At 69.6% G+C, this 14307-nt stretch carries 13 protein-coding genes; 10 read left to right on the forward strand and 3 right to left on the reverse strand.

Annotated features, from left to right (window positions below; genetic code table 11):
- Positions 1-19 precede the first annotated feature (19 nt).
- The 3 genes from ABH928_RS23050 (at position 20) to ABH928_RS23060 (ending at position 3773) form a co-directional block, all read left to right on the forward strand.
- Positions 20-712: a hypothetical protein gene (locus ABH928_RS23050; protein WP_370069477.1), complete on the forward strand. Its 693-nt coding sequence runs from the start codon at positions 20-22 to the stop codon at positions 710-712.
- A gap of 277 nt (positions 713-989) precedes the next feature.
- Complete coding sequence (locus ABH928_RS23055) at positions 990-1499, forward strand: hypothetical protein (RefSeq protein ID WP_370069479.1); 510 nt, start codon at positions 990-992, stop codon at positions 1497-1499.
- A 9-nt stretch (positions 1500-1508) separates the two neighbouring features.
- A complete protein-coding gene (locus ABH928_RS23060) occupies positions 1509-3773 on the forward strand; it encodes a hypothetical protein (RefSeq protein WP_370069481.1) in 2265 nt (754 codons plus the stop codon).
- Here the strand turns inward: ABH928_RS23060 and ABH928_RS23065 are convergent.
- Together ABH928_RS23065 and ABH928_RS23070 are read right to left on the reverse strand one after the other, a co-directional pair.
- Positions 3704-5500, reverse strand: a complete 1797-nt coding sequence (locus ABH928_RS23065; RefSeq protein WP_370069483.1) for a hypothetical protein — start codon at positions 5498-5500, stop codon at positions 3704-3706. The two genes, ABH928_RS23060 and ABH928_RS23065, sit on opposite strands and share 70 nt — an antisense overlap.
- A 252-nt stretch (positions 5501-5752) precedes the next feature.
- Positions 5753-6238, reverse strand: coding sequence for a MarR family winged helix-turn-helix transcriptional regulator (locus ABH928_RS23070; RefSeq protein ID WP_370069485.1), 486 nt, complete (start codon positions 6236-6238; stop codon positions 5753-5755).
- Positions 6239-6365: 127 nt separating this feature from the next.
- On the opposite strand from ABH928_RS23070, the gene ABH928_RS23075 reads away from it, so the two are divergent.
- Positions 6366-6776, forward strand: a complete 411-nt coding sequence (locus ABH928_RS23075; RefSeq protein ID WP_370069487.1) for an organic hydroperoxide resistance protein — start codon at positions 6366-6368, stop codon at positions 6774-6776.
- Positions 6777-7256: 480 nt separating this feature from the next.
- Here ABH928_RS23075 and ABH928_RS23080 read toward each other — a convergent pair whose 3' ends face one another.
- On the reverse strand, positions 7257-8210 hold the full coding sequence (locus ABH928_RS23080; RefSeq protein ID WP_370069489.1) for a GlxA family transcriptional regulator: 954 nt from the start codon (positions 8208-8210) through the stop codon (positions 7257-7259).
- A 99-nt stretch (positions 8211-8309) separates the two neighbouring features.
- Between ABH928_RS23080 and ABH928_RS23085 the strand changes: the two genes are divergently transcribed.
- The 6 genes from ABH928_RS23085 to ABH928_RS23110 all read left to right on the forward strand — a co-directional run bounded on the left by ABH928_RS23085 (position 8310) and on the right by ABH928_RS23110 (position 14253).
- Positions 8310-9605: an MFS transporter gene (locus tag ABH928_RS23085; RefSeq protein ID WP_370069491.1), complete on the forward strand. Its 1296-nt coding sequence runs from the start codon at positions 8310-8312 to the stop codon at positions 9603-9605.
- A gap of 714 nt (positions 9606-10319) precedes the next feature.
- Complete coding sequence (locus ABH928_RS23090) at positions 10320-11585, forward strand: hypothetical protein (protein ID WP_370069493.1); 1266 nt, start codon at positions 10320-10322, stop codon at positions 11583-11585.
- Positions 11582-11761, forward strand: a complete 180-nt coding sequence (locus ABH928_RS23095) for a hypothetical protein (RefSeq protein ID WP_370069495.1) — start codon at positions 11582-11584, stop codon at positions 11759-11761. The genes ABH928_RS23090 and ABH928_RS23095 overlap by 4 nt, the downstream gene beginning before the upstream one ends.
- Positions 11762-11846: 85 nt before the next feature.
- Entirely contained in the window at positions 11847-12410 is a 564-nt protein-coding gene (locus ABH928_RS23100) for a helix-turn-helix domain containing protein (RefSeq protein WP_370069497.1), read from the forward strand.
- Positions 12411-12463: 53 nt separating this feature from the next.
- On the forward strand, positions 12464-13108 hold the full coding sequence (locus ABH928_RS23105) for a plasmid partition protein (protein ID WP_370069499.1): 645 nt from the start codon (positions 12464-12466) through the stop codon (positions 13106-13108).
- Positions 13105-14253 (forward strand): hypothetical protein, encoded by a 1149-nt coding sequence (locus tag ABH928_RS23110; RefSeq protein ID WP_370069501.1) that lies wholly within the window; start codon positions 13105-13107, stop codon positions 14251-14253. Before ABH928_RS23105 ends, ABH928_RS23110 begins: the two co-directional genes overlap by 4 nt.
- Positions 14254-14307 lie beyond the last annotated feature (54 nt).

Consider the following 14307-nt stretch of genomic DNA (forward strand, 5'->3'; position numbering starts at 1 on the left):
GGCCGGTCACCATCGAGGAATGCACCTGCATTACGGAACCGGCCGTTCCGCTCTGCTCTTCATGCTGGTCGCGTTCGTCGCGACCTTCGCGGTCACCCGGTTGGTCGTGCGCATGATCCGTTCCGGGCGCGGTCCCTTGGGCAATGTGGCCGTCGGGTCGGTGCATGTGCACCATCTGGTGCCCGGGATCTTCCTGATGCTGATCGCCGGACCAGTCGAGTTCGTGGCCGTCCCGCACGGCCTCTTCCGCGATGTCGTCGCCGGGGTCTTCGGTGTCGGCGCCGCGCTGACGCTGGACGAGTTCGCCCTCTGGCTCCATCTTTCCGACGTCTACTGGGCAGCGGAGGGACGTAAGTCGGTCGACACCGTCGTGGGTGTCGCCGCTCTGGGTGGGATCGGGCTGCTCGTCTCCAACCCGTTCTCCCGCCAACCAGGGGAGGGGACCTGGTTCTTCGTCACGTTCCTCTTGCTCAACTGTGTGTTGTCGGTGGTCTCCGCTCTCAAGGGGCGGCTCTTTCTCGGCCTTGCTGGTGTGCTGCTCCCGTTCCTCGCTCTGTGGGGCGCTTGCCGGCTGGCATACCCCGGCTCGCCCTGGTTCCGCCGCTTCTACGGCGAGGGGAGTTCCAAGCACACCCGCGCTGAACGCCGCGCCGCCCGCCGTACGCTGACCGGGCGGTTCAAGTCCCTGCTGAGCGGGATGCCGGAGCAGTGATGTGCACTTCTGTCCGGCGTGCCCTCAAGCGTGTGTCTTCGGTGCCATCCCGTGTGCGGCACCCTGATACCCCTCATGCGATGCGACCCGATCGTCGGGGTCGCTGACGCGTCGTTGAGAGAGACGTTAGACCTGGAACCGCAGGACGCCATCCTCTTTGCGCCGCTGTTCACCTGATGGAGTGGTACATGCGCTCGATCGAGTGGGAACATGCGAACGGAACGCCACGGGCCCGACTTCTCGCTACCGTGGAGATCACGGGAGAAGGGGGAGCGTCATGGTTGCCGAGTTGGTTGAGCTGGCCACAGTGGGTTCGACGGCCTTCGTGACAGCGGCCGGTGGGGACTTGTGGGAGCAGTTCAAGGGCGGCATCGCCAAGGTCCTCGGCCGAGGCAAGGACCAGCGGGTCGCCTCCGCGGAGCTGGAACTCGCGCGCACCCAGATCCTGGTGGCGGCGGAGCCCGCCGAGGGGCCAGGGGCGGCAGGCGGGCCGGCCACTGACGCAGGCACCGCATCCGCACTGGCCGAGCAGACCCGTCTGGCGTGGCAGGCACGCCTGTTGGAGGTCTTCGCCCAGGATGCGACGGCCGCCGACGAGGTGCGGGCGCTGGTGTCTGACCTCCGGGCGGCGGCCCAGGAGCGGGCGACCGGCGGGACGACCATCACCAACTCGCTGGACGGCGGTAGCCACGGCACGGTGATCCAGGTGGGCACGATCGGCAAGGTAGGAAGCCTCACTTTGGGTGGCGCCAGCGACAGCAACCGCCCCAGCGGCGCGGGCGCGTAGGGCGCGGACATGGGGGAGAACATCTCCAACTCCGTGTCGGGCGGCAGCCACGGCACGGTGGTCCAGATGGGCGCGGTCTACGGCACCGTGACGATCAACAATGGGCAGCCAGGCCAGCGGGCCGAACTGCCGTCGGGCGCATGGGAAGTCCCGGCGAGCGCCCCGCTGCTGGTCGACCGGTCACAGGAGCGTGCAGGCCTCGGCGAGTGGTTCCGAGGTGCCGCATCAGGTGCCGCACGAACGGCGGTCGTGAGCGGCCTGCACGGGGTGGGTAAGCGCGAACTCGTCCGCCACATCGCCCACTCCCTCACGGACCGTCACCCGGAGTGGCAGCTCTATGTCGACTACGCCACCGCGGCTGAGGTCGGTCCTGCACCCGGCGGAGGCCCAGGCAGCGTGGTCGGTCTGGGTGGCTTGGGCGGTGACCCGAGTCGCGCGCTGACCCGATGCCTGAGCTCACTCGGCCTTGCCGAGGAGCACCAACCGGACTCGGCCAAGGAGAAGCTGGCCGAGTTCCGCCGCCGCTGCGCGGGGAAGCAGGTCCTGGTCGTGGTCGAGAACGCCGCGACCGCCGCGCAGATCCGGATGCTGACGCCGGGCGTTCCGGGATCGGCCGTGCTTGCCACCAGCAGGCGCTATCTCGGCGAACTCAAACTGGACGGTGCCCGCCTGCTCCGCCTCGGACCGCTGGACCTGGCGGCAGGCGCAGAGCTGCTCACGGCCCTGATGGACGATCCCGTACAGGCCGCCGAGCACCAAGCGGCCATAGCCGAGGTGGTGGCGCTCTGCGGCGGCCTGCCACTGGCCGTCCAACTGATGGCCGCACGCCTGGCGTTGCACCCGGGGATGACCCCCGCCAGGCTCACTGAGGAACTCCGCGACGAGTCCCGGCGGCTCGACGTGCTCACTGTCACGGGCTCGGACGGCGACGATCCCCTGCAGGAGGGTGAACGCAGCGTGCGAGGGCCCCTGGACCTCACCTATCGGGACCTGACCCCTGAGCAGGCGGCCGTCTACCGTGCCGTGGGTCTACTCCCGGTCGCCTCTTTCGACGCCGCCGTGATGGCAGCCGCGCTCGCCGCCGATGCCGAGCCCATCCGAGGCGCCCTCGACCACCTGGTGAGGACCTGCCTGCTCGAAGCTGTCGGTGACGGCCGTTTCCAGGTCCATCCGCTGGTCCGGCTACACGCACGCGAACGCGCCCAGCACCAGCACGAAATGCGGCACGAGCATGCGTCGCCGGGGCCGAACCGGCAGGCGGCCGATGTGCTGGCGCGCGTCACCGAGCACTACCTGGTCCTCGCGGCACAGGCGGACCGCGCCGTCCGACTGGACCGACTCCGTGTCGCGGATCTTGAGGGCCTGCTCGAAGGTCGCCCCAACCCCTTCGCGGCGCAGAGTGGGAACGCCGGGCCGGTGGCGCTGGCCTGGTTGGGACGTGAGCGCGAGGCGCTGCTCGCGGTCCTGCGCGAGGCCTCCAGGGAGCGGGCCTTGGCCGAACTGGTCTGGCCGTTGGCCGAGGCACTTGTGGTGCTCTTCCTCCATGACCGTCGGCTGGAGGAGTGGCAGGAGAGCCTACGGCTCGGCGTGGATGCCGCAGTTGCTGCGGGCTCGGACGCGGGAGAGGCCAGGCTGCGCAGCTTGCGGTCCCGGCCCCTGCTCGACCTGGGCCGGGACGACGACGCGATCCGGGAGCTCGACCTTGCCGCCGAACACGCGGCCAGGGCCGATCGTCCGCTCCTCGCCGCCTCCGTCCACGAGATGCTCGGCCGCTACTGGCTGGAGCACGATCCGACCCGGGCCGTGGCCGTGTTCACCCGCACGGTAGAGCTCAACCTCGCCGTCCCGGACGACCGGGGAACCGCGCTGGCTCGGCTCTTCCTCGGCGTCGCGCTCAACGCCAACGGCGAGCCGGCCCCGGCCCTGGCCGCGCTGGACCAGGCCCGGGTCGACCTGGAAGAACTTCCCACGCCGGATGGCAGGATGGCCGCCCGCGCTCGTGCAGCAGCGGGGGAGTCACATCGTCTTCTCGGTGACCTGCCACGGGCAGCGGAGGAACTGCGGCAGGCCGCGCAGGCACTGCGCGAGCACCAGGCCACCGCCTACGAGGCCGACACGCGCTGCCTGCTCGCGGAGGTCCTGCTCACGCTCGACCCGACCGACCTCGCGACGGCACGGAACGAACTGGAGCAGGCTCGCCAGATCTACGACCTCGGCGGCAACCCCAAGGCCGCCACGGTCACCGCCCGGCTCAGTCGACTGGACGGCGCCTGAGATCCGTCGTCCAGCGACGTCAGCGTGACCCGGTACCGTACCGGGCCGATGCGCAGCGCGAGTTGGCCTCCGGCCAGCGTAGTAGCCGCTTGAGCGACCACCGGCGCGACCCCCGAGCGCAGGCGGGCATAGACGGCCGCCGCGACGGGCAACGGGTCGTGGGTCGGAGGCTCCAACTCCGCCTGCACCAGCCCACCACCCGCGACCGCCGCCACAAAGCGCCCGGGTCCCGTCTCCACCACGGCGATCCGGGCAGTGGGACAGGCGTCGAAGGCCTCGCCGAGCACGGCCTCGACGTTCCCCGGCCCGGACGCGTCTTCGACCGCTGATGCCTCGATGCCCTCAGGACCCGTCACGAGTACGACTGAGGCACTGAGCCGGATCGCGCTGTCGGGCTCCTCGCTGTCGCAGGCGAGGAAGTACAGCTCGTCGTGCTCCTCGTCCCGGACTGGAGCGAGTCGTGTGGGGAGGCGCTCCGCCACGAGAGTCGCGTCGTCCGGCACGCTCCGCAGGGAGACCCACGCGGCCTGCGCGGCCCGAGGACGGACCGCGCGCGGCAGCGTAGGCACCGGGAACCCCTGGATCCGTACCGGCTCCGAGGGCTCGTCCAGGCCCAGCATCCGGTACACCAGCGCACGCAACCGTGCGGAGTCAGAGGAGCGCCCGCTGCCGTGAAGGTCGTCACCGTCACCGACATCGATACCGTCGACAGAGCCGTTGCCCGCGTCCCCGATGAATGTCCGTCGTGCCAGATCGTCCCAACGCCCAGGCTTATGACCCGTGATCAGCTCCTCGACCTGCTCGCGCAGCGGACGGTGCGATGCCAAGCGGGGCGCCGACGAGCCGAACTCCGCGCCGGTCGTGCCGGGGACGGCGTCCTCGCCGAACGTCGCCACCGCAGTGGGGCGGTCCAGCGTGGCGGCGTAGAAGGTGACCGAACCGTGGTCCCCGAGCACCGCATCGGCCGCCACCACCGCTGCCTGCCAACCGCGGTCCGGGGGTATCAGCAGCAGCCCCGCTCCGATGGCTGGTGCCAGGACGCGGTGGATCGCCTCGGGGCCGTGGAAGGCCCAGATGTTGGGGTGGGCGACAAGCGCCACCCGGTACCCGTCCATCGGCAGTGCGCCCAGAAGCTGCGTCGGCAGGTGCGGTCGACGGCCGAGGAGGGAGGAACTGGCCCACGTCGAACTGACCACGACCAGGCGCTGGCCCGGCTGCACGCCCAACGCTCGTCGGTACGCGGCACGTTGCGGCAGGCTGGCCAGCAGTTGTTCCCGGCACACGTCGCCGACCAGGACCGCTCCCGCACCGGCCCGTGGGTCCGCTGCGGCCAACTGGGCCTGCTGGTCGGGGTGGGCGACGGTCATGGTGGCGCGGCCGAGGAGGCGTTCCGGTACGAGTCCGGAGAGTCGGCTGCCCGTGCTGCGCGCGTCCGGCACGTGCTTGTGGAAGCCCACCCCGTGCGGGATCACCAGGACCGGGCAGTCGCCGGGCACGTCCACGTTCTCGCTCGCGGACAGGACCAGATCCGGTGCCGCCTCGGCGACGTGCTCCCAGGGCACGGTCCGGCAACCGTGCCGTCGGAGCAGCTCCGGCACGCCGCTTCCGAACGCCGAGGTCGGGTCGTGCGCGAAAAGCACTTCGACGCGCTCGTCACCGTCCACCAGCGCCGGGAGTGCCTCCAGGGCCCGGATCGCCGAGGTCAGGGTGCGCGTTGCGACCAGCAATCGCCGATGAGCCGCGAAGGTACGCCACCGCTCCTCATCCGCGAGCCGCCCGCCCCGCCCGGCCCAAGCCCGTCCGGCTCGCGGCTCGCGGCTCGCGGCTCGCGGCTCGCGGCTCGCGGCTCGCGGCTCGCGGCTCGCGGCTCGCGGCTCGCGGCTCGCGGCTCGCCATGATGATCAGTACCACTCGTCAACCGGGAACTCCAGCCTTCCGATACGTCGCCGCCCAAGGTAACCCCCGCCCTGCGGAGCGGATCAGCCGGTGCAGCCGATTGTCGGGTCGCCGGTGTCCAGACGGGCGGTGACCCGGTCGAGCAGGGACTGCAGCGCCGTGACCTCGTCGAGCGACAGTCCGGTCGCCGCGAAGATCCGGCGCGGGACGTGCAGAGCCTGTTCGCGCAGCGCGGTGCCGGAGTCGGTGAGGCGGACCGTGACCGAGCGCTCGTCCTCCGCGCTGCGCTCGCGGCGGACGTGCCCGGCCGCCTCCAGGCGCTTGAGCAGCGGAGAGAGGGTGCCGGAGTCCAGACGCAGGTAGCTGCCGATCTGCTTGACCGGCAGGGGCCCGTGCTCCCAAAGCACCAGCATCACCAGGTACTGCGGATAGGTGAGGCCGAGCTCCTGCAGAACCACCCGGTACACGCCCCCGAACGCACGCGAAGCGGCATTCAGCGAGAAGCAGACCTGGCGGTCCAGGCGGAGCAGTTCCTCGTCGGGGACGTCGGGCAGTGCGGTGGTGGCCATGGACCCAGGATAGCTGCGAGCGTTTTAGTTGCGCACAACTTAATTGCATGCTCTACTTCTGGATGTCAGGTTCCACCAGTGAACCGACCGACGACAGTGAACCGACCGACGAAGGGATCTGAGTTCCATGGAGGCTCTCTACACCGCTGCGGCGACCGCCAACGGACGCGAGGGACGTGCGGTCAGCTCGGACGGGCAGCTCGACCTCGCCCTGGCCATGCCCCCGGCGCTCGGCGGAAGCGGACAGGGCACCAACCCGGAGCAGCTGTTCGCCGCCGGTTACGCCGCCTGCTTCGCCAGTGCGCTCGGCGTCGTCAGCCGCCAGGCGAAGGTCGACACCAGCGAGGTCTCGGTGACCGCCGAGGTCACCATCGGCAAGGACGAGGCTGGCTTCGCCCTCGCTGTCACCCTGCGCGTGGAACTGCCGGACTCCCTCGACAACGAGACCGGCCGTCAGCTGGTCAAGCAGGCCCACGAGGTCTGCCCGTACTCCCGCGCGACCCGCGGCAACATTCCGGTCGAGCTGGTCGTCGAGTAGGCGCGGCTCCTGGACTGTCGACGGCCCCACAGCGGAAGTAACCGCTGTGGGGCTGCCGTGCTGCGCTCATTTTGGATGCCAGCGGGTTCGCGCCGCTGGCCCTGGCCAGCGACATCGAGCCGGACCATAGCCGTCAGCTGCGTGTACACGAAGAGTCAGGGGGCGTATCTCTTGGTGCGCAAAGGCGCCGCATCTGGACATCTGTCCTCGATTCGAGAGGACTCATGCAATGTGACGATCGGCGGGCATCCGGTTGCCGCCCCACCACGGCAGCGGTGACGCCCAGGCCTGTCGCCCTGAGGAGAGCGCTGGATGCCGCGCAGTGGGGCGCCTCCAGCCCACGGACCAGGCGACATCGTCAGGCGGGCAACTCGCGCCCCTCGGCCCGCAGTGCGCTCGACGCACCCGCTTGCGCAGGGTATCCACCCCGAGACGTCCCGAGAGCATGCGCGGTCCATCTGGGCCCTCGTCGTCTGCGGCTTACGAGGTCCCTGCGGTGAAGGTCCTGCGATAGGCATCCGGGTTGATGCCGAGCGCGTCGTGGAAGTGACGGCGCAGAGCCACTGCGGTGCCGAAGCCGCCGAGCGTGGCGATGCGCTCGATCGTGAAATCGGTCGTTTCGAGGAGTTGTTGGGCCTGCCGGACGCGTTGGATGTTCAACCATTCCAGCGGCCTCGCACCGGTTCGCCTGACAAAGTGCCGGTGCAAGGTGCGGACACTCACTCGCGCGTGCTGTGCCAGTTGCTCGACCGTGAGCGCTTCAGCAAGGTGCTCCAGCGCCCATTGCAACGTGGCGCCGAAATCACCGTTGTCCTTCGGTGCCGGAACGGGGTCGATGTACTGCCGCTGATTGCCTTCTCTCTGCGGCGGCGCGACCAAGCGTCTCGCCACCTGGTTGGCGACGTGTGCGCCGTAGTCCTTCCGCACCAGGTGCAGGCACAGGTCGATGCCTGCGGATTTCCCGGCCGATGTCAGGACGTCGCCGTGGTCGATGTACAGCGGTGCTGGATCGACGACGATCTGCGGATGCCGTTCGGCCAGCGCCAGCGCGTGCACCCAGTGCGTCGCGGCACGGCGCCCGTCGAGCAGTCCCGCTGCGGCGATCACGAATGCACCGGTGCAGATCGAGGCAATCCGTGCGCCTCGTCGCGCCGCCTCCCGTACAGCGACCACTAGATCGGGCGCGGGAGTGAGTGCCGCGTCATGGCATGCCGGGATGATGACGGTGTCTGCCGCAATCAAGTCGTCGTAGGTGTACGGAGTCGCGGCTGTGAACCATTCATCGACGCGGGCGCCGGGCGGGCTGCATACCTTGAACGTGTACCAGTCGGTTCCGGTCAGATCGCTGCGGTCGGTTCCGAAGATCGTGCATGGTGCCGCCAGCTCGAAGACTGGAACGCTGTCGCTGAGTGCCAGTGCCACCACATGAGGCATGTCCGAAATTTTATCAGCGGTGACAGATCGGTCACTGTTGCCGGATCTGGATCTTGGCGATCGTGGACGCATGACTGAACGGAGCGCTGCCTCCGCCCCTTGCACGACAGTTCGGCCCAGGCGGCCCGAGATCGCTGCCGCGACGACACCGATTCAGACGAGCAGGTTCCGCTGATGGCCGCGCGTGAGCGGACGGGCGGGCTTGCCGACGCGGCAGTGATCTTCATGTCCGTGGCGGCGGCGCTGGGAACCTCTACCATCTACGTGCTGCAGCCCTCGGTTGCGCAGGTCGCAGACTCGCTGGGGTCGCGGATCGCAGAAGTCGGCCTCGCACTAGCCTTCGGCCCGATCGGCTACATGATCGGCCTGGCCGTACTGGTTCCGCTCGTGGACCGCTACTCACCCAACCGGGTGATGGCCGTCCAGTTTGCTGTGCTCGGAGCCGCACTCGGGATCAGCGCCCTCGTCCGCGGCATCGCACCACTCGGCGCGCTGACCGCTGTGACGGGTGCCTTCTCTGTGGTCGGTGCAGGCATGAGCTCCATCGCCGGACGGCTGGCACGGCCTCACCGGCGCGCTACCACGCTGGGAATCGTCACGTCCGGAATCTCAGCCGGGATCCTGTCCGGGCGCATCGTCGGTGGACTCCTCGCCGACCATTTCGGGTGGCGCGGCATGCTCTGGACGTTCGCCGCCGGGTGCGCCGTATGCGCGCTCTGCTGCCTGCTCGTGCTGCCAAACATGCGCAACGCAGCAACCGGAGGCCTGTTCACCAACCTTCGTTCCGTACCCGGGCTCTTCGTCCGGCACCGAGACCTGAGTCTCGCCGCACTGCGAGGCGCGTTGTGGTTCTTCGGGTTCTGCACCGTCTGGGCAGGCCTGGGGGCTGCGCTCTCCCAACCTCCCTTCACGTACTCGCCGGAGCGGATCGGCGTATACGGGCTTGCTGGACTGTCAGGAATCGCTGCCACCCAGATCGCCGGCCGATCCGCTGACCGCCTCGGTGCCCGAAAGGTCATCCTCGTTGGCCTGCTTCTGGCATCTACCGCAGCGCTGACGAGCGCATTCACCCTTCACAGCATGATCGCCACGCTGGCCTGCCTGGCCCTCTTCGACGCCGGCCTGTTCGCAGCACAGGTCGCCAACCAAAGCACGGTCTTGGCGATCGACCCCACTGCGCCCGCCCGATACAACAGCGGATACATGGTGGTCTACTTCATCGGCGGAAGCCTCGGCACAGCACTCGGCCCCACCGCAGTCACAAGGTTCGGCTGGCCGACAACCACGCTTGCGACCACGGCTGCCCTCCTGGCTGCCACAACCCTGACCCTCGCGAATCAACCTGACCAGACGTCAGCTGCCAACCCCGTCGTCGAACACCAGCGGGTGCGATAACCAACATCGGTGAGAGCAGCCCATCGATCCCCAGAGACTCCCCAGGGTCTGCTCGGGGCTACTGGGGGGAGGGCTCCGCCCCTGGTCAGAGGGGGAGCGGCGGACGAGGCGGCCTGTACGCCGGGTTTTCCTGCCCCACCTTTCTGACCTGCACCGATGGGGTGGCGAATCGGTTGTGACCTGCGGGAAGGGCAGTCAGAGGCAGTCAGAGGGAGTCACAGGCAGTCATGCTGCTTGGCCCCCGATTGGCCCCGAGTCTGGCCCCCTGCTGGTGCCGGGCTGATGCTGTGAGCGCAGGCCTGCCTCCGAGCGGTGCCGGACATACGAATGCCCCCAGGAGTGGAGTCCTGGAGGCATCCCTGGCACCGATTGGAGGTCGGTCCCGGACACCACCCGCGGTCTTAGCGGGCCTTGGTGGTGTCCACGTCCTTGCGAGACACGACCAGGATGCCAGCCTCAGCTTTCCCTCGGCAGCAGCGCGAGGAAGCGCTATCAAGCTCACGCCCATCTCGCACGCCCCCCATAACGGGACCAGCCCTCGGACTGTCGGGCCTCCCGCGCTCGGCCGCTGATCTGATTCTGCTGGGTGATCTCGGTGGCCGGTATGCAACCGGTGCCTACTCCCGGGCCGGTGGTGGCACGGTCCGGCTGCGGGAGCGGCGGCAGGCGGAGTCGGAGCACGGTCACCGGATCACCGCGGCGATTGCGTGCCACGTGGCCCGCGCGGGTGGCACGGTCGAGCAGCTGGCCCGGCTGTTGTTGCACCCGGAGCACGAGGGCGGCCGACATGCGCAGGTGATCGCGTTGCGGTCGGGGCACGCCCGCGCCCGGGGGTATGTCGAGCGTGTCTGGGCCACCGCGCTGGCCCTGGTCGAATCCACGACGGATGTCGCGTCGCGTGGCGAGGCGCATGAGGTTCTGGCGCGGCTGCGGGAGCGCATCGAGACCACTGCGTGGCGCGGCGAGCGGGGCCGGACCGCGTTGCGGGTGCTGCGGGCGCACCTGAACTTCGCCCAGGCAGCCGGGGGCCGTCTGCATTTCGCGAGTGAGCGGCAGGCGGCGGAGGAGGCCGGGATCTCCCGGCAGACCCTGCGGCAGGCCTACGAGTTGGTGTTGAAGCCGGGCGGTTGGCTGCGTCGTCTGCGGGTCGGCTACGGCACCGAGGGTTCGACCTGGTACCTGGCCGACGGACCTGCAGACCAGCAGCGCGCTGGTGTGTCTCGTGATCAGCCCAGTCAGTGCCACCCCGACGGGGAGCTTGGGGAGTGGTCTACCCCTGAGACGGACAGCGGAGCTGACGTCGATTCCCGGGTCATTGCCCTGCTGATGGCGCACGACGCGTTTGCCCACAATGCCCTTGGCTCCTCGGCGTTGATGGTCATCGGTGCCCTGCATGCCCGCCCTGCCCAGGTACCTGCCGAGCTGGTGGTCACCGCGTCCCTGTCGCGGGCCACCGTCTATCGCACGCTCGCCCGCCTGGAGTCCCACCACCTGGTCCAGCGGATCGGTTCTGGTTGGTCGCTCACGGCCGATGCGTTTCGGGGGATCGGGGACGGCCTGCCGGAGGCTGGCACCGCCCCTGAGACCGAGTCCGAGCACGCCGTCAGCGGGTGGGACGCGCTCGCGGCCGTCTACGGCACCGAGGGGGTGGCGGCTGCCCGGCGTGCGCTGCATGCGGCGGAGCGGGCCGCCTACCGCGCCGCCCTCGCTGCTCTCGACGAGCGACGCAGTCCTGCCCTGACGGTCGTGGTCGACGGCCACACCGTGCTCGTGCCCGGCGTGCGTGCCGACGAGGTTCCGGCCCGCTGGCAAACCCCCACTGGAGACGTGCTGGACCCGCTGACCGGCCTGCCCGTGCCTGGCTGGCAGGTGGCCACGGACGGACGCCTCATCCTGCTCAGCCCCAGCGGCGAGCTCACCTACGCCGAACTCACCGCCGCGAACCAGATCGCTCTCCAGGAATGGGAGTCAGCAGCATGACCACCACGCCCTTGCCCCGCACCCGCTGGAGTCCTGCCCGTCAGCGGCAGGCCCTGGAACTCAGCGCCCGCTACCGCCACGGGGAGACCGTGGGCGAACTCGCCACCGCTACCGGGCTGTCCCGGTCGACGGCCATCCCGTGCCCGGCTGGCGGGTGGCGACGGACGGGCGACTGATCCTGCACAGCCCCGGCGACCGGCTCACCTACGACGAACTTGTCGCCGCCCACACCCTCGCCCTCCAATCCTGGGAGTCAGCCGCATGACCAAGACCCGCTCCACGACCTGGTCCGCAGCGAGGCAGCGGCAGGCGCTGGACCTGTCCGCCCGCTACCGCCACGGTGCCAGCGTCAACGAGCTCGCCCACATGACCGGCCTGTCCAAGGGCACGGTCATCAACCGGCTGCGCCTGGTCGACACCCCGATGCGGACCCCGCAGCAGACCCGGCGCATGAGCGCCGATGCCGCAGCACGCCGTCAACTCGCCCTCGCGGTGCGGGCCTGGTATGAGACCGGGGCCTCCGTGCTCGCCCTGGCGGCGGCCTTCGACCGCTCGCCCCGAACGGTGCGGCGGCTGCTGGTCGAAGCCGGAACCGTCCTGCGCTCCCCGTGCCAGACCCGCGCCCTTAGCTCGGACAAGAAGGCCCGGCAGGACCTGATGCAGTCCCTGCGGGCCCGCTACGAGGCGGGGGTGTCGGTGGTGCTGCTCGCGGCCGGTTGCGGCTACTCGGCCAGCACGGTCTACCGGCTGCTGCACCAGGCCCGGACCCCGATGCGGCACCGAAACCGGCCCGCGCCGGACACGCGAGGCGACCGCTCCCCGTGACCCCCGACCAGCCAAAGCTTCTGACATCCCATCAACCTGATCGGAGCAACACCGTGATCATCGCTCACATCAGCCCGCGCACCGCAGGCAAGACCACCTCCGTCGGGTGGCAGGCCCACGCGCTGCACGAGCGCGGCTACGACGTCCAGGCGTACGAAGCGGACTACAGCAGGCAGCTCACCGAGTGGGACGCCTGCGCCGGCGGGTTCCCCTTCCCGGTCCAGCAGCAGGCCAGCCCCATGTTCCACAAGAACGTCCCACCGACCATGGCCCCCGGACAGATCGGCGTCGTGGACTGCGGACACGCCGAGGACCACCGCGGCATCGTCCAGTCCGTGCTTCGCGTCGCGGACCTCGCGATCCTCAACTCGTCCGCCACACCCGCCGACATCGACCGCATCGAGCGCCTGCCCATGCGCGCCCTGATCGACGACGTCGCCGCCCTGCGTGCCGACGACACGCCGCCGCCGACCTGGGTCCTGCTCAACCGCACCGTCAATGGCACCAAGGCCATCAAGCAGCACCGGGACTACCTGCGGGAAACCGGCTGGAACGTCTTCACAACCACCATCCCCAACACGCAGCTCTACGCTCAGTCGGTCCTCCTGCCGGTCACCGCCCGCGGATCGGCCTACGACGAGCTCACCACCGAGATGGTCACCCGCGGCCTCCTGCCCCGGATCGAGGCGACCCGATGAGCACCGACCGCACCGCGGCCCTGCGCGCCCGCGGCCAGCACCAGCAGAACCTGCCCCACGACCGAGGGCCCGCGACCCGTCCGACCGGCCGTCCCGCCGACCTGGTGATCACCTCTGACATGATCCCCACCCCCGTCGAAGGCCAGGCCAAGGGAGACCTCACGCCGGACGAGGCCGACGCGCTCGGCACATGCGAGCGGGCCGTGGAGAACCTCGGCACCGCGACGTGGCTCGCGGGCAAGGCCCTGCAGACTATCCGCGACGGCAAGCTCTACCGCCAGACCCACCCCAGGTTCGAGGACTACATCACCGAACGCTGGGAGATCGGCGAGCGCACCGCCTACCAGATGATCGAGGAATGGCCGCTCGCCGAACGGCTGAACACCGCCCTCGGCAAACCGGCCACGGCATCCCACACCCGTGCCCTGCTCCCCGTCGCCACCCAGTTCGGCCTCGACCAGGCGGTCACCCTCTACCAAGAGCTCCGCACCCGCGCCCAGGACGAGTCAGTGCGCCTGACCGCCTCGCTCATCGGTCAGATCGTCAAGGCCATCCGGCGGGCCGTGGGCAAGCAGTCCGAAGAGGTCCACTTCCAGGAGGCGGCACGTCAAGTGCTGGCCGTGCCAGCCCTTCCACTCGCGATCGGCACCGGCACAAAGCCCGCCCCAACGCAGCAGCAGGCGGACCCAACTCGGCAGTCCATTGGCAGCGATGAAAACCTGCGAAATTTCGCAAAAGATCACCGAACGGTAACGGTGGTCCCTTCGCCGCCTCCGGCTACCGAACAGGCAGAGCCGAGCACCGTGAGGGAGAGCAGTGTGAACTCCCACGTGATCACCGCCGCGCCGACGACCAACCCCGCCAGCCCGGCGCCTCCCGCCGTTCCCAGCACCGGAGTTGAGCGCGCGATCCGCACCGGGCCTTTTGCCGTCGACGCAGGTGCGCAGCTGGCCGTATCAGCGCCGGACGCGGTGTTCGTGCTGGAGGACATCCTCCGCCGAGTCGTCGCGATCCAACGAGACCTCACCACCCCGGTGCGAACACCGGACAGCCCTGCCGAGCAGCACCGCATCGACGCACTCGTCGACGAGATCGTCCAGCGCCTCAGGGACTCGGCCGACTCCCTGACCGATCCAGAACCCTGAACTGAACCACCCTCAGCCCCGCCGTCGATTCGGGGTTCGTCGCGGCGTAGGGGC

This window comes from Streptacidiphilus sp. MAP5-3 (assembly GCF_041262505.1).
Classification (GTDB): domain Bacteria; phylum Actinomycetota; class Actinomycetes; order Streptomycetales; family Streptomycetaceae; genus Streptacidiphilus.